The organism is Lutibacter sp. A64 (assembly GCF_022429565.1).
Classification (GTDB): domain Bacteria; phylum Bacteroidota; class Bacteroidia; order Flavobacteriales; family Flavobacteriaceae; genus Lutibacter.
Genome location: NZ_CP092487.1, coordinates 1,682,248 through 1,703,321, shown reverse-complemented (window position 1 = coordinate 1,703,321; position 21,074 = coordinate 1,682,248). Strand labels below are relative to the sequence as shown.

The following is a 21,074-nucleotide window of genomic DNA, read 5'->3' as shown; positions in this document are numbered from 1 at the left end:
GTAAAACTTCTTAGTTATTAACTACAATCTTTGTCTAGTAGCTTCATATAAGAATGCTCCACAAGCAACAGAAACATTTAATGATTGAATTTCTCCTAAAAGCGGTAATTTAGCTTTTTGATCTACAATTTTTAAAATTGATGGATTGATTCCTCTATCTTCAGAACCCATAATTATTGCTGTTGGTAATTTTAGATCAATAGCATAAATTAAATTGTCAGTTTTTTCTGTAGCTGCAACAACTTGAATTTCTTCAGCTTGCAATTGAAAAACAGCATCTTTAATATGGTTAACTTTACAAATAGGCATTTTAAAAGCAGCACCAGCCGAAGTCTTTACAGTATCTGCACTAACAGGAGCGTTTCCTTGTTTTTGAATTATTATACCATTTACTCCAGTACATTCAGCAGTTCTAATTATGGCACCAAAATTTCGTACATCAGATATTTGATCTAATAAAAGAAATAGAGGAGTAGCTGTTTTTTCTAAAGAAGTAGAAATTAAAGTTTCAAGATCTATAAAATCTATTGGAGATATTTGTGCTGCTACACCTTGGTGATTGCTGTTTTTAGAAAACCTATTTAATTTTTCAATGGGCACATAACTTGTAGCAATATTATGTTTTTTTATAAGTGTATTTAATTCTGAAAATAAAGCACCGCTTAAACCTTTTTGAAGGTAAATTTTACTTATTGTTTTTCCAGAATTAATTGCTTCTATAACAGCTCTAATACCAAATATTTTTGAAACTTCGTTTTCCATGCTGCAAATGTAGGTATATTGTTTGAATAAAAAAACCACCTCGAAGGAGGTGGTTTTAAAATATAGTTATTTAAATATTATCTGTCAGCGTTTACGCTAGCATCAATATTTTCGTTTGCGTCAATTTCTTCTTGAGGTATTTTTAAGAAGAATTTTTTATCATCAGGTAATAAATTAGCTGAAGAACCAACTCTATGGTTTCCAGTTCTAGTGATACCTCTTCTGTAACGTTTAGCATCAAACCATTCTACACCTAATTCAGCATACAATTCTTTTCTTCTTTCCACTAAGATTTCTTCTAATAAATCAGTTCCAGTGTTTGAAGATTTAACTGCATTTGCATCTCTATTTGATTGAAGTGCCCATAATAAATCGTGTGCACCAGTTTCATCACCATTATAGTATTTTGCTTCTGCTTCAACTAGAATCATTTCAGCTGTTCTCATAATTGGATGATCTGCATCAAAAGTAAAAGAGAATTTAGTTGTAATATAATGTTGGTAGCTATCTTCAGAAACTCCATATCCATTTTCAAACATATTTCTAACATCGGTTGGAGAAAATAAATCTACAAAATCATTATTAAAAAATGTTCCTTGGTAAGATGTTGTATAGTGATCTGCATGTGAATGTGGAGCACCCCAGTAGTAATTACTTTGATCAGCACTTTGAGGGCTTCCCCAAATCCATTCAACATTACTTATATCATTAAATCCGTTTTGGTAAGAAGCAGCATCTAGTACACTTGAAGGGTTTCCTCCATAAGCTGCATTGGCCGCACTTTCAGCACCACTCCAGTTTCCTGTAGTTTGGTATACTCTAGCTAATATTCCGTTTGCAACAGCTTTGTTAACATATGATTTTCCTAATCTTGTATCAGGTAAATCAGCTACAGCAGTTGTTAAATCAGAAATTATTAAGTCGTACATTTCTTGTAAAGTACTCATTGGTTTTCCATCTAAAGATAGCTCTGTGTAGATTGGAGGAGCTGGTAAAGAAGGATCATAATTGTAGGCATGTTGAAATTCCATAGCTAGTTGAAAATAGAATAAAGCTCTAATTACTTTACCTTGTCCTATTAATTCTTTTTTATCAATTTCAGACAATTCACTAGCTTCAACACCATTAATAAAAGAGTTTGCTTGATTAATTACATCGTAGCAGAAGTTCCAAGTAAATGTAGTTCTTCTGTAAGTAGGTTCTCTATTAGCATTTTCGTAGTCGTAAAGGAACCAAGTTGGTCCTTGTATTACATCATTACCTTTTACTGTACGAGCGTAATAAATTGAGTTTAATCCAGCAGAATCATTGTTAGTGTACTGAGCTCTAAATAATCTAAGCATACCAGACATAAAAGCCTCTGCTCCAGTTCTTGATCCAAATATAACATCAGATGTAACAGCATCTGTTGGTACAGGGTCGTTTAAGTAGTCATCACCACAACTAACAGCAGTTATAGCAATAAGACATACAATTGTAAATTTTATAAATATTTTTTTCATGATTTACTTTTTTTTTAAAATTCTAAATTTAAACCTAACGAAACAGTTCTTTGATTAAAAGATCTATTATCTGTAGTACCAGAAATACTTTGTTCAGGGTCAATACCTTCGTGGCTTGCAAAAGTTAATAAATTATCTCCTTGGAAAAATACTCTTAACTTAGATAAACCAATGTTATTTATAACATTTTGTGGTAAATTGTAACCAAAGTTAAGTGCTTTTAATCTTACATAGTTGTTTTCAAATAAGAATCTATCTGAAGTTGAGTTATAGTCATTTGAAGCTGCTTCTAATCTTGGGATATCTGTAATATCTCCAGGGTTTTGCCAACGATCTGCAATATCTGGAGATGCAGACCTTACATCTTCAAAACCACTCATTAATCCAGCATAAGTAGAATCGTAGATATAGGATCCAAAGCTAAAGTTAAATAATATGTTTAAGTCAAAGTCTCCAACTCTAACATAGTTTGTTAAACCACCAATTACATCTGGTAAAGATGATTTATCTGTATAATTTCTTGAAGCATCAGCATAAACTTCTGTAGTAACTTGTTCTCCAGTAGCATCACCATTAGCATCTAAAACATCTTGATACCACATAGCTTTACCGTTATCTGGATTTACACCAGCGTATTCTCTTATGTAAAATTCATATAAAGATTTACCAACTTCCCAACGTTTTGTTCCACTAATAAAACTTTCTTGTGTTAACTCAGTAATTTCATTTTTATCAAAAGAAAAGTTTAAGTTAGTAGTCCATTCAAAGTTTTGTTTTTGAATATTTCTAGAGCTAATCATAAATTCCCATCCATAATTTTTAATAGAACCAACATTTGTTGTTATGCTTGAATTCCCTGTTGAAGGAGCTAGAGGTTTATCGTAAATTAAATCTACAGATTCTTTAGAGTAATAATCAACACCTAAAGAAAATCTATCTTGTAAAAATCTAATATCAAACCCTGCATTTGTTGATGCTGTTTTTTCCCATTTTAAAAATGGATCAGCTACACCGCCTAATAAAACACCTGTATTATCTAATTGGTTCCAACCAGTATTAAATAATTGTTTGTATGGGAAATAACCAATACCACGGTTGTTACCTAACTCTCCATAAGAAGCTTTTAGTTTTAAGAAACTAATAACATCATTATTTGCTAAAAATTCTTCATCAGAGACTACCCAAGAACCACCTACAGAGAAAAAGTTACCCCAACGTACTGATTCATCAAATCTTGAAGAACCATCTGTTCTAAATGTACCTTCTAGGTAGTATTTATCTTGGTAATTATAAGCAATTCTACCTAATACACTTTCTAAACGTTCTTCAGATAAGTAACCACTAACACTTTCAGGAGTAGTACTACCATTTAATACTTGTACATTTGGTAAAAAACCAGTTCCTTGAGCTCCTAATGCATCAATTTTTAATTTATAAGACTCGTGGATTGCATCAATAGAAATATTGTGGTCATCAAAAGATTTAGTGTAATTTAATTGATTGATCCAGTTAATAGTAGATGTAATGTTTCTATCTTGAGAAACTCTACCATTTACGTTTGAAGCGTAACCGTATTCATTGTGTGCATATTCAAATGAATCATATAAATATTTTTCATATGAAAGGTTTGTTTTAAAGTATAAATCTTCAGTAAGATCAACTTTAGCATAACCATTAGCAGTAAAGTTATCACGTTTATATTGTACATCATATCTGTATAATGCTCCAACTGCATTTTCACCACTTAAAGCAGGTCTAGATCCATTTGTAGCTTGTAATAAAGTATTACCGTAATCGTAAATTGTGTCTCCAAAATTATCTAAAACTAAATCCCCATTTGCATCTCTTCTATTTAAAGGGTAAATTGAAGGTACCGCAAAAATCCAAGCTGTAGCACTTTGGTAAGCACTACCTGATTGTTCTGGATAGTTTTGAGTTGAAGTTGAATAAGATGTATTAAACCCTACATTTAACCATTCGTTAACTTTTGTATCTAAGTTTACTCTTGTGGAAATACGTTCAAATTCTGAAGTTTCAATAGAACCTTCTTGATTTAAGTAGTTTGCACCAACATAGTATGTTGTACTTTCACTACCTCCAGAGATTGCTAATGCATGTTCTTGTCTAATTGCAGCATCATTAAATAAGTGTTCAGCCCAATCTGTTTCCCATTTTTTAGTTGAAGAAACTAAGTTTCCATTTGTATCAACAGGATTAGCTATTCCCCAAGGATTATAACCACCAAATTCTTGTACTAAATTTGCTGATGCATAAGCTGCAGCATCTGTAGCATTGTTACCATCTACATACTGTGAAGCATTTTTTAGAGCTTCCCAAGTGTAAGTTGCATACTCATCAGCACTTATCAAGTCATGATAGTCAACCGCTTGGTCAGAAATACCAACGGATGATTTTAAACTAATTTTTGTTGGAGTACCTAATCTACCTTTTTTTGTAGTAATTAAGATAACACCATTTGCACCTCTAGATCCATAAAGCGCAGTAGAAGAAGCATCTTTTAATACGTTTAAAGATTCAATTTGGTCTGGGCTAATTGTGTTTAAGTTACCATTAAAAGCGGCACCATCAACAACAATTAATGGGTCTTGTGATGCATTAATAGATCCAATACCACGAATTCTAATAGTAGCATTGTCTCCAGGTTGTCCACCTGAACTAATAATGTTAACTCCTGGTACACTACCCTGTAATGCGGAAGTTACTGAAGTAACTTGTTGCTTATCAATAATGTCTGAGTCAACAACTGTAACTGCACCTACAATAGATTTTTTTGTTTGAGATCCATAAGCTACAACTACTACTTCCTCTAAAAGGTTAGAGCCAGCCATAGTTACATTAATAGTATTTGACGAGCCAACTGTTTTTTCTATTGTTGTCATTCCAACATAACTAAAAACAAGTACATCACCTGTAGTTGCTTTTAAGCTGAATTTACCATCAAAATCTGTTTGGGTACCATTGGATGTACCTTTAACAATAACATTTACTCCAGGTAATGGACCTGTTTCGTCAGAAACAGTACCTGAAACTGTTTTATCTTGTGCAAACGATATTTGTACAAGAAGCGCTAATAAAAGCGTTAAAATTCCATTAAACTTTGTTTTCATTGTATAATTGTTTAGATTAAATTTTAAAAGCCTCAAATATAATAAAATTTTTAATTTAAGGTTGTTATTTCATTAATTTTATGAGGTTTTATCACTGTTTAGATGTTTTTTTTAATGTATGGTTGCTTCTAAAATTGTTAAAAAAACGGTGATTTATTTAGAACGATTAAAAATTACAGGCTGAATAGTCTCCGTAACTACTTGTTTTTAAATTAATTCCAAGGATAATTAACTTTTTTTAATAAAAAAATGATGTATGATTTATTTTTGTATTTATAATTTATAAAACTGAGAATAATATTAAATTAAATTTATTTTTAAGTTAATTGTATTGTTTAAATAGGTATGATTGATAATTATATTTAGTTTTAACTTATATTCTATTAATGATAAAGTTCAACTAACCAATCCCCTTCAACTAAAATCTTAAATCGAAATTCAACTGTATAAGAAGTGGTTCCTATTTTGCTAGGTGTTTCATAGTTCATATCACATGTAAAAGGGTATGAAGTTATGTTTTCAAAAATAGCTCTTCCTTGGCTAAAAACTAAATTACCACTTGAACCATTAATATTACTTGTTGTGGCTACATACATACCGTTATTTTTTACTCTTACGGTTACTTGATTACCTTTGTCACTTATTTTTCGAATTGTATATCTACTTACAGCTATTTTTTTAATTACATCGAATTCTTTAACTTTCTTTTTACCAACATATTTATCTTTTTTCCAAAGACCATCTACAATTGAGTCTTTTCCTTTACTAGTTATTATAAATTTTCCTTCTCCGCTTCGTTCTCCTTTTTTCCATTCTCCTGTATATGAGCTTCCGTCTGCATAGGTTATAGTACCTTTTCCGCTAGGTAATCCTTTTTTAAATTGGCCTTCATAAGTATTTATTCCTTTAGCGATACCTATACCATGCGCTAGTCCCTTAGAGCATTCACCACTGTATTCTGAATTTATATCCTTTTTTAATACTTTACAGTTTTCTTGTGAATACATTGGTATTGCTATAAATATTAAAATTAAATAACAAATAGTTTTAAGATTTTTCATGAGATACTGGTTTTTAGATATTCAAATTTAATTAATTATTTAATAAGAATATGGTTATTTTAAAATTAATTATAGATATGTTAAGATTTGTCTAGTCCTAAATAACCGATACAGATTATAAAAGGATAAAAGTTAAAAATTAAAGCTGAATAATGACATCATTGTTCAGCTTTTTTGATTTGTATTGTTTTGGTTTAATTTTTTTTTGTGCGTGCATTTGTATTGGTGTTAGCATTTTGTTAGATAAATGAGGTCTTATATTGTTGTATATTTCTATTGCATTTTTGACCAGTTTCTCCTTATACTTTAAAATCTTGAATCTTCTGTGCTACACTAAATTCCTGTTTTAAAATTCCATTTATTCGCTCTGCAATTGCATTTTCATATGGATCATATTTTTCAGTCATACTAGGCAGGTTTCTGTGCTTTCTAAATCTATGATGAGAGTCTGTAATTATGTGGTAGCTTCTTTGAGGTATTATTAACATATGGTTAGCTTTTAGTATTCTAAACAATTTATCTCTTCCTACTTTTAATAGTGATAATTTATCCTTTAACAGAAAGTATAATTTCTTACCACCCAATCTTGGCATTAGCATCCGAATATCACGAACCAAAACGATAACTTTTTGTGCTACAGTCTGCTTATGAAGTCCTGATTTTATGGATCTATAGTAAACCTGTCTGTTTACCCCGAACAAATCACAGGTAGAAACTAAAGTTTCTTTATATTCTTCTTTGAAGATGTCGATAAGTCGGGTGTGTAATTTTTTCTTATTTGAATATCATATTCCTTTTCTGCCATATCAACAAGCATATCGAAAATAATAACCTTTTTATCAGCACGTTCTGCTCTCTAGCTTTCTGTTTTTCAAGGAGCTTTATTTTAGCTTCAAGCTCAAGTATTTTTTGTTCTGGAGTTTTTGATATCGTTTTTGGAACTTGGTTTTACCAATCAAAGTTACCATATTTTTGCAACCATTTGGTTACTGTAGCGTCTCCCTGAATACCATATTTACGCTTGGCTTGGGTTTTTGTTAAAAATCCTTGTTCTACTTCTTCAACTAATTGAAGTTTAAAAGAAAGCGAGTAATCTTTTTGAGTTCGCTTTGCTGTACCTGATTTGTCTGATGTTTTCATTACACTTGTGTTTTAGTGTATCGCTATTTCAGGACGGGACAGATTTATAAATAAAAAAAAGACCTTCCGTGAGGAAAGCCTTTTTTTTGTATAGATGGTTTTTTTATAACTTTGTTACCACAAAACTAGATCCATTATTTTCAACTTTAAGTATTTTATATGCATTTGGTGAACCCCAATCTGAAGGTCCCATAAAACTTGAATAAGGGTAGTTTGTACCATCAAAAGTACCTGTAATTGTTTCTACACTTCCGTCAGGAAAACCTAAAGTAAAAGTATAATCCCAATCAGTTCCTGTTCCCCAATCTAAAATTGTTACATAATAAGTTCCTGCAGGATCGTCTAACCAAATAGATGAGTCTATTTCAGGATTTGCACTTGTAGCGCCACCATTTCCCCAAAGGGTTTCAGGATAAGTTGATGTATCACTATATGTTAAAATATCAAAATCATCTTCAGTGCCCCAAGCAAAATTAATAATTAATTTATTAGTATCTACATAGTCATTGATTTGTAATTCGATTGGTTCAATTACGGTATCAGGATGAACTAAGTATCTTTCCGCTATTCCTAAAATTTCTATTTGAATTGATAAGCTTTCTTGTCCTTCAATTTCGTAATCTTCAAAAACTTCAATTGGCATTTCAACGGAAGTAGTGTAGGGCTGTAAGGTAACAGCTTCTAAACTATAATCGTGGTCATCTGCTGTTCCTCCAATAGATGGAGTAAATGTTACAGAGCGCTCAATTGGTTTGTCAAATGTAATTGTATAGGTGACAGTTTCTCCTTCATTAATTACCGTACCTGCGTCACTTGTTATTGTTACAGTTGGTTTATTATAAGGGCTTACGATGTCGCTAGGGTCTTGTTCTGCAGTTTCAAAATCACAAGATGTGAATATCGATGTAACTAACAATAACCCCAATATATTATATATTTTATATTTTTTCATTTTTATTAAAATTTAATAATTAAACTATTGTTTAACATAGGTTACGTAATATACCCTATCATCAGTACCTTCTGGGTATTCGATTTCATATTCCATGTAAATATCACCTGTTATGTCATCTACCGATGATGCTCCAGCGACTCCTACAACCCAATTACCATAAGTATCAACTAAATTTTGTCCAGGAATGGTAATGGCACCGCAAACATCGTAAAATGTAAATCCAGGAGTGTAGCCAAGGCTTGCTTGAGACCAATGTCCAACTTCTGATGTTCTATACTCTCCAACACCAGTTTTTGTAAAAGTAACTGTTCTTGTGGTTGAGCTTACGAAAGCTCCTGCTCTCCAATATTCTTGTGTTTCAGTATAAGTTCCATCTAAATTAGAATCACACGCATAATTTAAAGTTACGGATACAGGTTTTCCACTTGCTACAACTGTGCCATCACCTGAAGTAGTTGTGGCTTGTAAAACCAAAATAGGACTTGGGCCGTCTAAAGGAGCATCAATACCCTCTGTTAACATAACAATACTTCCGTATCCTAAATAGTTATTGGCTTTTGTAAGTGTAGTTGTTGGATTGTCAATTCTATAATGAACACCTTCTATTGCTGTTGAGGCATCTGTAGCTGCGTAAGATACAGTAATATCACTTGTTAAATCTAAAATTGTAGGTCCCGATACTTTCATTTGTAATTCAATTTGGTACTCTTCACCGCTGGAAATTTTAGAAACATTTTCAGTTGTATTTGTGAAACCAGCTACATTATTACCTTCATCATTTAGTTCAAGGCCTGTTTCATCATCAAAGCAAGACGTCAAAAACGCAAAGCTCATCATAAAAATTAATATATATTTTATTTTTTTCATAATATTCTATGTTTTAAAAAATTAATTTGCCCAAAAAATCTTAGCCGTAAATGCATCTGGTTGAGAAGGTACATTTCCACCATTTGAAGATAATTCACTTGCTGGGTAATATAATCGAACAGGTCTGTCGCTTGTACTTGCTTGACTTGAAATAGGTAAATTAGAAGGGTATCCTGTTCTAGTATAGTCAAACCAAGATTGCTCAGCAGTGATACCATTTGTAGCAATCCATTTTTGAGTTATAATTGCTTCTAATTTATTACTAGAACTATCCCAACTTACATTTGATGAAGGTTGTGAATAATAACTTGAAGCACCACTAGCACCTAAATAATCAAAAGATGCTTCAATACCACTTTCATATAAAGATTTTGCATCTCCACCTTGACTTAACAAAGCTTCTGCTTGGTTGAAATAACTTTCTGCTAAAGTGAAAATACAAGCTCCCATTGATGCGTTTTTAAGTAATCCTGGTCCAATGTTTGAAACATTTTCAGGAACATAGGCATCTACTATTGGAGTATCATAATCTAATAAACCTTGAACCACACCTAAATGTCCAGTTTCTGGTTTTTCATAGATATAGTCAATTCTAGGATCATTTGTATTTTGTAAATAAGAAATGACATAATCAGTTGCACATGTTGCTTTACTTGTTAGTGTTACTGTTTCAGATTCGTCTGCACCATATAAATTCCAGAATGGATTTTGTTTCCCTGCGTCTAATGAGTATCCTGGATTAACTAAAACATCACTTGTAATAAAACCTTCACTTTGAGCAAATGCTTCTGAAATAGCTGATGCATTTGATTCGCGAACTGCAATTCTTAATCTTAAAGTATTTGCAAAACGAACCCAATCAGACATTTCTCCACCAAAGATAATATCATCTGTTCCTGGTGTTACAGAGCTTCCTGTGTTATTAATAAGTTCTATAGCTGCTGATAATTGCACTAATAAATCGCTGTAGACAAATGCAGCATCATCATAAATAGGTGTAGCATTATCTTTTCTTAGTAAGGCTTCAGTGTAAGGAATATCTCCATAAAAATCTACTAGTAATTGAAAATGATATGCTTTCATTATCATAGCAATAGCTTTATAATTATCGTATGTTTCATCTAATTCAGCAAGAATTTGATATTGTTTAAGAGCTTGCGTATAAGAATTAGAAAAGATTCCTGAATAAAATGATGAACTTACATTATATTTGAATTCATCTGGATACCAAGCAAAGCCATCAGATTGACTCCAATTATACATTAGCATATTTCCAATTGTATTGGCTCTTCTACCTCCTGCGTCAGTTCCTTGAATAAGGTTTGCGGTGTATTTTTGAGCAACAGGTAGCACAAGTTCTGGAGTTACTACTGTTGGGTTGTTTGGATCAACATTTACATCCAAAAAATCGTCGCACGAAGTTAATAGTAATATTACTATTAACAAGTTTGCATATTTTATATATTTTTTCATTTTAATATCTTTTTTTAGAATTCCACGTTTACATTAAATCCAAAAGATTTTGTTGGAGGAGATTGGAAATATCCACCAATACCAATTGCATTACTATTTGTATTATTAAATTCTGGATCAGAGAATCTATTTTCTTCAGGTAATTTGGTAAAAAGATTTCTACCAATTAGACCAAAAGTAACTCTTGTTAATTTTATTTTTTCTAAAATAGCATTAGGTAATGAGTAAGATAATGAAATCTCTCTTAATTTTAAAGCTGTTGCATCTTTAACATAATTAGATTTAACATCATTATAAACATCAGTCCAGTAACTTTGACGTCCACCAGATACTTGTACATTTGTGTTTTCTGTATACACTCCTGGGCTAGTTTCTATTACAGAATTAGGAATAACAAAATCTTGTCTATTTGATGAGACACTTGCAATAGATCTACCTGTAAATTCCATAGCATCAGATCCTTGTTCGTAATAAACATGGCCAGTTCTGTAATCTAAAGTACCACTAAGTGTAAATCCTTTATAGTTAACAACAGAGTTTACCCCTAATATATAGTCTGGTGTAGTTTTACCTAAGCTTTTAAGTTCAGTTTCAACTAAAGGATGACCACTTGTTGCATCTACAATAATTCTTCCATCAGGATCATATTGATATACATTTGCTTTTATTTGTGGAAATGCTTCACCTACTACGGCATATATACCATATTGTCCAGTTGTTGAAACTGCAACTTCATCTAGACCTGGTTTAATGCTATTAACAACAGTTTCAGAGCTACTATAGTTTACGTTTATGTCCCAGCTAAAATCTTTAGCTTGTAGTGCAGTACCACCTAAAGATATTTCAATACCATTTCCTTCTAACTCTCCAATATTTGTTAAAAAACTACTTGAAGCAGAGGCTACAGAAGGTGTTGTAAATGTAATTAAGTCTGAAGTTATAGTATTAAAGTAAGATACATCCAAAGAAACTCTACTGTTAAAGAAACCTAAATTTAAACCGATTTCATTTGTGTTTATTCTCTCCTTTGCAATGTTAGCATCTATAGAGGTATTGGTTAATTCAAAACCATTTACACTGCCGTAAGGGAAACCATCAGCTTGAAAATAAGATTCGTTAATTCTATATGGGTCTAAATCTGAATATACAGTTGAATTACTATATGTTAATTTTCCATAGTTTAATATATCATTATTTTGAAGAGCTTCAATTGCATCTGTAAAGACAAAAGATAGACCTATTGATGGGTAGAAGTAGCTATTGCTATCTGAAGCAAGAGTTGAAGTCCAATCATTTCTACCTGCTAAATTTAAAAACAGGTAATTGTTATAGCCAAAAGTTAAATCAGCAAAGAAACCGTAACTTCTTTTTTCGTACCCATCAGCGGATGTTACAGGTGTACCTGTTCCGTTTGAGATATCATAAAAATCAGGAATACTTAAATTGTTAGCTCTAATTGCACTAGTTCTGTATTCAGATTGGTAAACATTACCACCAAGTATAGATTTTAATGTAAAGTTGTCTCCAAATTCAAAATTACCGCTAAATAAGAAATCTCCATTGTATATTGAACTTTGAAATTCGCTATCAGTAACAAAAGAAGAAACTGCACCAGCTGCAGATTGTAAAACAGGATCATAAGTTTGTGCTGCTCTCCAGTTTTTACCACTGCCCCAAGCGTTGTTGGCTGCAATTCTAGCAGTAAAGTTTAACCATTCTTTAATGTCCCAAGAAATATTGAAGTTACCTACAAAACGACTTGTTTCATCTGTATTTCTATTTGTTCCAATAGCCCAATAAGGGTTTTGGTAATATGCGTTATAGTAATTATCTGCGTAACCATATGATAAAGGGTTTTCCCAATCTTTATAATCTGATAAAGGAATATTTGTTGCAGTATTTAAAATAAACCAATAAAGAGGTCTGTCTTGATCTCCAATAGTACTACCTACAACGTCAGTTTCATCGGTAAAGAAACTTGTACTTGCCGTTAAAGTAACCTCACCAATTTTTTTACTAGCATTTACTCTAAAAGTATTTCTTTTGTATGTGTCATCTGGTACAATACCATCAGATCTTTGGTCTCCAATAGAAACGTAGAAAGAACTATCATCATTACTTCCGCTCAAATAAATTGTATTATTAAAAGTATCTCCAGTTTCGTAGAAATCTAACATGTTATCTTTTACAGGAGCATAAGGAACCATTTGTGTTTCTAAACCATAGTCATCTGGGAATGTTGGTCCAATTTGACGTAAAGTTCCGTCAAAACGAGGTCCCCAGTTAGTGTTTTCAACATTGTCATAAGCACCTTCCCATCCAGTTCCATATTCAGATTGGAATTTTGGAAGATATGCTACAGTCTCAGCAGTATAAGAAGTGTTGATACCTATTTTTAATTTACCACCGTAGCTACCTTTTTTGGTAGTAACAATTAAAGCTCCATTACCTGCGTTAGAACCATAAAGTGCAGCAGCTGTAGCTCCTTTTAGTACACTAATGGTTTCGATATCAAGAGGGTTTAAATCATCAAAAGCTCCTTGAGTTGATACAGAGCCGTCAATTACAATTAATGCACTGTTACTTCCACTAATAGAACGTAATCCACGTAATATTATTTGAGAGCTTGGATTTACACCATTATCTTGTACATTAATTTGAAGACCAGCAACTTTCCCTGCTAAAGCAGATGCTGCTCTTGTCGGTGAGACAGCTGTTAATGATTCATCAGAAACTTTTTGAGTTTGATAAGTTACCTCTCTTTTTTCTCTTTGAATACCAAGAGCTGTCACAACAACCTCTTCAAGTGCTTGTGCTGATTCCGTCATTATAACGTTTATAATATTTGATGTGCCGACCAGCTTTTCAGCAGTATCCATACCAATATAGCTAAACTTAAGGTAGTCGCCTTCTTTAGCGTTGATTGAATAATTCCCATCAAAATCTGTTTGAGTACCTGTATTGGTACCTTTAATTATAACTGTTACACCTGGTAACGGTCCGCTTGCATCAGACACATTTCCAGTAACAGTTTTTTTTTGCGCAAACGAAAATTGCACTATTAACACTAGTAGTGTTAATAAACCATTAAACTTTGTTTTCATTATATAATTATTTGAATTAATTAGCTCAAAAATCTTAATAATTTGTTAATAAACCAAACTTTTATGTAATAAATTCTTAAATAATGTTAAAATACCTTAGTGATATGTTAAGATAGCATATAAATGATTGATCTTTTTTTAAAGAAAACGAGTTTTAGATGAATTTTTATTAAAATTAAAGTATTAGAATGTTTTAGTAACGAGTTTTTTTAGAAATTATAAGAAATTTTAATATGGATTTTGGCATTATTAAATTTAAAAGGCGTGTTTTCTGTTTTTCCAAGAACATAATTTAGGTTAACAATACTGTTTTTAGATTTAAAATTATAGCCAATACCTAATCCTACAAGTGTGTTAGAAGTGTTGTTTAGCTGATTTTTAATTAAGCCTAGATCTGAAACAGTGTATAGATAGTTTGAGGAATTTGTATAAAATTTATATTCTAAATTAGTAAGGTTGTAAGAAGATGTTAAAATGCTTTGATCTTCAAATCCTCTAATAGAGTTAACGCCTCCAATTTGAAATAATTCATTTTCTAATAGATTGTTGTTATTAGAATTGTTTAAGAATTCAGTAGTGTTTTTTATAAATATCTTATTTTTTGTGTTTAGGTTAAATAAATAAGAAGCTATTGTTAAACCTTTAGATTGGCTGTTTTTTGTAGAATAGATTTTTCTTGTTCCTATTAAATAACTTAACTCTATTTTTAGTTTGTTTTTTAAGAAATACGATTTTGGCTGATACAAATATGATATTCCGAAAAGATTTTTGTCAAATGTTTCAATTCCATTATAATTTTCAGAGCTCAATACATTAGATTTTTCAAAAGAAGCAATACCACTTATCGATTGATTTTTATTGAAATTATATGCTAAAGCTATTTTTGTGTTTGTTGTACTGTATAATGTATCTTGTTTGTAGATGTTGAAATTTCCATTTAGGCTAAATTTACTCTTTAATATATAGGGTGTGTTTAAGTCTAAATTCAATGTTGTTTTTTTATCTCCGTTATTTTTCCAATTAAAGTTAATTTGTTCTCCGCTATTAAATATATTATTAAGGTAAAGGTTTATGTAGCCATTAATTGTAAACTTATTATTTTCCGAATTTGAAAAACCAATAATACCATCAAACTGATTTGTGTTTTTCTTCTTTAAATAAAGATATAAGTTGGTAGAATCTCTTGTAAATAATACTTCGGGGTTTTTTAATTGTGTTACAAAAGGTATTGTGTTAACTTCTTGTGTTGTTTTTTCAAGGAACTCTGTGTTGAAAATGGTATTTTTATTAATATTTAAATAATGTTTTAAATATTTTTTTGGAAATTTATCATATCCTTTTATTATGGTGTTGTTAATTTTTCTTTTATGCGATGTTTTTATGTCTAGTTTAGCTTCAATAATATTATTTTTTAATATTAATTTTTTTAAAGAGGTTTTTACAAAAGAAAATCCTTGAGCTTCATAATAGTTTGTTATAATGTTTAGTTTGTTTTCTATTGTTGCTGTAGTAGCTTCAAAATATTGATTGTTATAGTGTGGTGATATTTTTTTTAGTAATTCTGTCTGAAGGTGTAAGTGGCTATAATATATATGTATCTTATTTGTTTTTTTGTTTAATGCAAAATAGCAGTTTATAATGCTATCGTTTTCTTTGATGTTGTAATTATTATTTATAAAACCTTTAGCTGATAATAAATTAGAAATATTTTCAATTTCTTTATAAATGGATTCTTTGTTGTAATGCTTGGTTTTATAATTGATAGAGTCTATTAAATGTATATTTATTTTGTTTTTTGAATGAATTTTTAGCTCAAAGCTTTGAGCAAGTGTTTGTGTGTAAGAAATAGTGGTAAATACTATTAAAAGTAGAAGTTTTAAATACGGTTTCAAATCATTAAAAATTATAATGTGAAGATACATTATATATATGATGAAAAACAAATTGTAAAAATAAAATATTTACATATTTGATTAACAAGAAATTATTTGTACATTTGCGCACTCTTAGAAATAACCTAAGAGATTATAAAATAATTAATAACAAGATTTTAGTATGCCAACAATTTCGCAATTAGTACGAAAAGGAAGAACCAAAATAACTAAGAAGAGTAAATCGGCTGCTTTAAATTCATGTCCTCAACGTAGAGGAGTATGTACACGTGTTTACACTACAACACCTAAAAAACCTAATTCAGCAATGCGTAAAGTTGCAAGGGTAAGGTTAACAAATGGTAATGAAGTAAATGCTTACATCCCTGGAGAAGGACATAATTTACAAGAGCACTCGATAGTATTAGTTAGAGGTGGAAGGGTTAAAGATTTACCAGGAGTTAGATATCATATAGTGCGTGGAGCATTAGATACTGCAGGTGTTGATGGAAGGACACAACGCCGCTCTAAGTATGGTACAAAAGCACCTAAAAAGTAATTTAAAAACTTTAATGTAAAGACATGAGAAAAAGAAAGGCGAAAAAAAGAGTTCTTTTACCAGATCCAAAATTTAACGATCAGTTAGTGACGCGTTTTGTGAATAACTTAATGTGGGATGGTAAAAAATCTGTAGCTTTTAAAGTTTTTTACGATGCTTTAGATATCGTAGAACAAAAGAAACAAGATGAAGAGAAAACATCTTTAGAAATTTGGAAAGATGCATTAAGTAATGTAATGCCTCAAGTTGAAGTGCGTAGCCGTCGTGTAGGTGGGGCAACATTTCAAATTCCAATGCAAATTAGACCAGACCGTAAAGTGTCAATGGCTATAAAATGGTTAATTTCTTATTCAAGAAAAAGAAATGAAAAGTCAATGGCTCAGCGTTTAGCTGCAGAGGTTTTAGCTGCTGCAAAAGAAGAAGGTGCTGCTGTTAAGAAAAGAATGGATGTTCATAAAATGGCTGATGCTAATAAAGCATTCTCTCACCTAAGATTTTAATAAATAGACAATGGCAAGAGATTTAAAATATACAAGAAATATTGGAATTGCAGCTCATATTGATGCTGGTAAAACAACAACTACAGAGCGTATTCTTTTTTATACAGGAGTAAATCATAAAATTGGTGAAGTACATGATGGTGCTTCAACAATGGACTGGATGGAGCAAGAAGCGGAAAGAGGTATTACAATTACTTCTGCAGCTACTACTTGTGAGTGGCAGTTTCCTACAGAAAATGGTGTTCCAACAGCAGATGCTAAAGGGTATCATTTTAATATAATTGACACTCCGGGCCACGTTGATTTTACGGTTGAAGTAAACCGTTCATTACGTGTGTTAGATGGATTGGTTTTCTTATTTAGTGCAGTTGATGGTGTTGAGCCACAATCAGAAACTAACTGGAGATTAGCTGATAACTATAAAGTTCCAAGAATTGGTTTCGTTAACAAAATGGACCGTCAAGGAGCTAACTTTTTAAATGTTTGTACTCAAGTTAAAGAAATGTTAGGTTCTAATGCAGTGCCTATTGTTATTAACATTGGTGATGAAGACGAATTTAGAGGGATTGTAGATTTAGTGAAAAATCGTGCAATTATATTTCACGATCATACTATGGGGTCTACTTTTGATGTAGTTGATATTCCTGAAGAATTAAAAGATGAAGCTCATGAATTACGTGGTAAACTAATTGAAGAAGTTGCTGCTTATGATGAAGATCTTTTAGAGAAATATATGGAAGATGAAGATTCTATAACTGAAGACGAAATTCATGCTGCATTACGTGCTGCTGTAATGGATATGTCTATTATACCAATGGTTTGTGGGTCATCATTTAAAAATAAAGGAGTACAATTCTTATTAGATGCAGTATGTAGATATTTACCTTCACCAACTGATAAAGAAGGTGTTAGGGGTATTAATCCAAATACTGAATTAGAAGAATTGCGTAAGCCAAGTGTAAATGAACCATTTGCAGCCTTAGCATTTAAAATTGCAACAGACCCTTATGTTGGTCGTTTAGCTTTCTTTAGAGCATATTCAGGGCGTTTAGATGCAGGGTCATATATATTAAATAGCCGTTCAGGTAAAAAAGAACGTATTTCTAGAATTTACCAAATGCACTCAAATAAACAAAATGCTATAGATTATATTGAAGCAGGTGATATTGGAGCAGGTGTTGGATTTAAAGATATTAAAACAGGAGATACAATGTGTGCTGAAAATCACCCAATTGTATTAGAATCTATGGACTTTCCAGATCCTGTAATTGGTATTGCTGTTGAACCTAAAACAAAAGCAGATGTTGATAAATTAGGTATGGCATTAGGTAAATTAGCTGAAGAAGATCCAACTTTTACAGTTAAAACTGATGAATCTTCTGGTCAAACAATTATTTCTGGTATGGGTGAGTTACACTTAGAGATTATTGTAGATCGTTTAAAACGTGAGTTTAAAGTAGAAGTAAACGAAGGACAACCTCAAGTAGAATATAAAGAGGCTGTTACAATGAAAGCTGATCATAGAGAAGTTTATAAAAAACAATCTGGTGGTCGTGGTAAATTCGCAGATATCAAATTTACGTTAGAACCTGCAGGTGAAGAGGAAACAGGCTTGATATTTATAAATGAAATTAAAGGTGGTAACATTCCAAAAGAATTTATACCTTCAGTTGAAAAAGGATTTAAAGAAGCTATGAAAAACGGTCCTTTAGCTGGATATGAAATGGATAGCTTAAAAGTTACTTTATATGATGGTTCTTTCCACGCAGTGGATTCAGATCAATTATCATTCGAATTAGCTGCTAAAATGGGATATAAAGTTGCTGCAAAAGCTGCTAAATCTGTAATATTAGAACCTATTATGAAAATTGCTGTAGTAACTCCAGAAGAAAATATGGGAGATATTGTTGGTGATTTAAATAGAAGAAGAGGTCAAGTTAATGCTATGGAAGATAGATCTGGAGCTAAAGTTGTAAAAGCTAACGTTCCATTATCTGAAATGTTTGGATATGTTACAACATTAAGAACATTATCTTCTGGTAGAGCATCATCTTCAATGGAATTTTCACATTATGAAGCTTGTCCTACAAATATTTCAGAAGAAGTAATAGCAAAAGCAAAGGGTTAATCTCTAAATTATAAACGATGAGTCAAAAAATTAGAATAAAATTAAAATCGTACGATTACAATTTAGTAGATAAATCTGCTGAAAAAATTGTAAAAACGGTAAAAAATACTGGAGCAGTTGTAAATGGACCAATTCCATTACCAACTCATAAAAAGATTTTTACAGTATTACGTTCACCACACGTTAATAAAAAATCACGTGAGCAATTCCAATTAAGTTCTTACAAAAGATTATTAGACATTTATAGTTCATCATCTAAGACTATTGATGCTTTAATGAAATTAGAACTTCCAAGTGGAGTTGAAGTAGAAATTAAAGTATAATTTCTTAATGCCAAAGAAATTTGGTAACATGTCCTAAGCGGTAGTCGAGGGAAAAACGAAAGAAAATAAATTCAGGGCTGAATTATTTTCAGCCCTGTTTTTTTGAAATAAAAATAAAATAATAATTAATTTAATTAAATAGAAATGTCTGGGTTAATAGGAAGAAAAATCGGAATGACCAGCTTATTCGATGAAAACGGGAAGAATATTCCTTGTACAGTAATCGAAGCAGGTCCGTGCGTAGTTACCCAAGTCAGAACCGAAGAAGTAGATGGGTATAATGCCCTTCAACTTGGTTTCGATGACAAGAAGGCAAAAAGCTCTAATAAAGCTTTAGATGGTCACTTTAAAAAAGCAGGGACCATTGCCAAGAAAAAAGTTGTCGAGTTTCAGGATTTTGATGAGGAGCACAAATTAGGTGATGAACTAACAGTTGAATTATTTACTGAAGGAGAGTTTGTAGATGTATCTGCAACTTCAAAAGGTAAAGGATTTCAAGGTGTTGTAAAGCGTCATGGTTTTGGTGGTGTAGGTCAAGCTACTCACGGTCAACATAACCGTTTAAGAGCGCCAGGTTCAATTGGAGCGGCATCTTATCCTGCACGTGTATTCAAAGGAATGCGTATGGCAGGTAGAATGGGAGGAAAAAATGTAACAGTTCAAAATTTAAGAGTTTTAAAAGTAGTTGCTGAAAAGAACTTACTAGTGGTTAAGGGAGCAATTCCTGGTCATAAAAACGCTTATGTAATCATTCAGAAATAATGAAAGTATCAGTTTTAGACATACAAGGAAAAGATACAGGTAGAAAAGTTGAACTTTCTGATGCTGTATATGGAATTGAGCCAAATGATCACGCTGTTTACTTAGATGTAAAACAGTTTTTGGCTAATAAAAGACAAGGAACTAGTAAAGCTAAAGAAAGAGCTGAAATTTCTGGAAGTACTAGAAAAATTAAAAAACAAAAAGGTACAGGTACAGCTCGTGCAGGTAGTATTAAATCTCCAGTTTTTAGAGGAGGTGGACGTATTTTTGGACCAAGACCACAAGATCATTCTTTTAAATTAAACAAAAATTTAAAAAAATTAGCTCGTAAATCTGCGTTAAGTATTCAAGCAAAAGAGAACAATATTATAGTTGTAGAAGACTTTAATTTTGATGCTCCAAAAACTAAAAACTTTACTGCAATTTTGCAAGCATTTGGTATTGAGAACAAAAAATCGCTATTTGTCTTTGCTGAACCAAATAATAATGTATATTTGTCATCGCGCAATTTAAAACGTGCTAAAACTGTAATCAATACAGGGTTAAGTACTTACGAATTGTTGAATGCCAATAAAGTTATTCTTTCAGAAGGATCTTTAGAAGGAATTGAATCTAATTTAAGTAAATAGGTAGCAGATATGAGTATTTTAATTAAACCTATTATCACGGAAAAGGCAACAAATGATAGTGAATTATATAATCGCTATGCTTTTGTTGTAAATAAAAAAGCTAATAAACTAGAAATTAAAAATGCTGTAGAAAAAGCCTATGGTGTTGCAATTGAAAGTGTAAAGACTATGAATTATCCAGTTCAACGCAATACAAAATACACTAAAAGTGGAATTGTACAAGCAATGAAAGGAGCTTATAAAAAAGCAATAGTTCAATTAGCTGAAGGAGAAAGTATTGATTTTTATAGCAATATCTAAGAAAAGATAA

General features: G+C 31.5%; 18 protein-coding genes. 7 read left to right on the top strand and 11 right to left on the bottom strand.

Features of this window, described 5'->3' with window-relative positions; translation table 11 throughout:
- Positions 1–21 precede the first annotated feature (21 nt).
- The 11 genes from rlmB to MKD41_RS07170 form a co-directional block, all read right to left on the bottom strand.
- Positions 22–762, bottom strand: coding sequence for a 23S rRNA (guanosine(2251)-2'-O)-methyltransferase RlmB (rlmB, locus tag MKD41_RS07220; protein ID WP_240244760.1), 741 nt, complete (start codon positions 760–762; stop codon positions 22–24).
- Between the two features lie 77 nt (positions 763–839).
- Positions 840–2,264, bottom strand: coding sequence for a RagB/SusD family nutrient uptake outer membrane protein (locus tag MKD41_RS07215; protein ID WP_240244758.1), 1,425 nt, complete (start codon positions 2,262–2,264; stop codon positions 840–842).
- Between the two features lie 14 nt (positions 2,265–2,278).
- Positions 2,279–5,392: a SusC/RagA family TonB-linked outer membrane protein gene (locus MKD41_RS07210; protein ID WP_240244756.1), complete on the bottom strand. Its 3,114-nt coding sequence runs from the start codon at positions 5,390–5,392 to the stop codon at positions 2,279–2,281.
- Positions 5,393–5,775: 383 nt separating this feature from the next.
- Complete coding sequence (locus tag MKD41_RS07205) at positions 5,776–6,453, bottom strand: hypothetical protein (RefSeq protein WP_240244754.1); 678 nt, start codon at positions 6,451–6,453, stop codon at positions 5,776–5,778.
- Positions 6,454–6,752: 299 nt separating this feature from the next.
- Positions 6,753–6,941 (bottom strand): hypothetical protein, encoded by a 189-nt coding sequence (locus MKD41_RS07200; RefSeq protein ID WP_240244753.1) that lies wholly within the window; start codon positions 6,939–6,941, stop codon positions 6,753–6,755.
- Between the two features lie 460 nt (positions 6,942–7,401).
- Positions 7,402–7,593, bottom strand: a complete 192-nt coding sequence (locus MKD41_RS07195; protein WP_240244752.1) for a transposase — start codon at positions 7,591–7,593, stop codon at positions 7,402–7,404.
- A 103-nt stretch (positions 7,594–7,696) separates the two neighbouring features.
- Positions 7,697–8,545 carry a hypothetical protein gene (locus MKD41_RS07190; protein ID WP_240244751.1) on the bottom strand — a complete coding sequence of 283 codons (849 nt, stop codon included), beginning with the start codon at positions 8,543–8,545 and terminating at the stop codon, positions 7,697–7,699.
- 24 nt (positions 8,546–8,569) lie between these two features.
- Positions 8,570–9,415: a hypothetical protein gene (locus MKD41_RS07185; protein ID WP_240244750.1), complete on the bottom strand. Its 846-nt coding sequence runs from the start codon at positions 9,413–9,415 to the stop codon at positions 8,570–8,572.
- Positions 9,416–9,436: 21 nt separating this feature from the next.
- Positions 9,437–10,888 (bottom strand): SusD/RagB family nutrient-binding outer membrane lipoprotein, encoded by a 1,452-nt coding sequence (locus MKD41_RS07180; protein WP_240244749.1) that lies wholly within the window; start codon positions 10,886–10,888, stop codon positions 9,437–9,439.
- A gap of 14 nt (positions 10,889–10,902) precedes the next feature.
- The gene (locus MKD41_RS07175) at positions 10,903–13,992 is read right to left on the bottom strand and encodes a SusC/RagA family TonB-linked outer membrane protein (RefSeq protein ID WP_240244748.1); all 3,090 of its coding nucleotides are present in this window, start codon (positions 13,990–13,992) and stop codon (positions 10,903–10,905) included.
- A 209-nt stretch (positions 13,993–14,201) separates the two neighbouring features.
- A complete protein-coding gene (locus tag MKD41_RS07170; protein ID WP_240244747.1) occupies positions 14,202–15,884 on the bottom strand; it encodes a hypothetical protein in 1,683 nt (560 codons plus the stop codon).
- 163 nt (positions 15,885–16,047) lie between these two features.
- Here MKD41_RS07170 and rpsL point away from each other — a divergent pair, with 163 nt between their 5' ends.
- From rpsL to rplW, 7 genes are all read left to right on the top strand, one after another.
- Positions 16,048–16,422, top strand: a complete 375-nt coding sequence (gene rpsL, locus MKD41_RS07165) for a 30S ribosomal protein S12 (protein WP_068206887.1) — start codon at positions 16,048–16,050, stop codon at positions 16,420–16,422.
- A 23-nt stretch (positions 16,423–16,445) separates the two neighbouring features.
- On the top strand, positions 16,446–16,922 hold the full coding sequence (gene rpsG, locus MKD41_RS07160) for a 30S ribosomal protein S7 (RefSeq protein WP_240244745.1): 477 nt from the start codon (positions 16,446–16,448) through the stop codon (positions 16,920–16,922).
- Between the two features lie 10 nt (positions 16,923–16,932).
- Positions 16,933–19,050, top strand: coding sequence for an elongation factor G (fusA, locus tag MKD41_RS07155; protein WP_240244743.1), 2,118 nt, complete (start codon positions 16,933–16,935; stop codon positions 19,048–19,050).
- Positions 19,051–19,067: 17 nt separating this feature from the next.
- Positions 19,068–19,373 (top strand): 30S ribosomal protein S10, encoded by a 306-nt coding sequence (rpsJ, locus tag MKD41_RS07150; protein ID WP_070237956.1) that lies wholly within the window; start codon positions 19,068–19,070, stop codon positions 19,371–19,373.
- 144 nt (positions 19,374–19,517) lie between these two features.
- Complete coding sequence (rplC, locus tag MKD41_RS07145) at positions 19,518–20,135, top strand: 50S ribosomal protein L3 (protein ID WP_240244742.1); 618 nt, start codon at positions 19,518–19,520, stop codon at positions 20,133–20,135.
- Positions 20,135–20,764: a 50S ribosomal protein L4 gene (gene rplD / locus MKD41_RS07140; RefSeq protein WP_240244741.1), complete on the top strand. Its 630-nt coding sequence runs from the start codon at positions 20,135–20,137 to the stop codon at positions 20,762–20,764. The genes rplC and rplD overlap by 1 nt, the downstream gene beginning before the upstream one ends.
- Positions 20,765–20,773: 9 nt before the next feature.
- Complete coding sequence (gene rplW / locus MKD41_RS07135) at positions 20,774–21,064, top strand: 50S ribosomal protein L23 (protein ID WP_240244739.1); 291 nt, start codon at positions 20,774–20,776, stop codon at positions 21,062–21,064.
- Positions 21,065–21,074 lie beyond the last annotated feature (10 nt).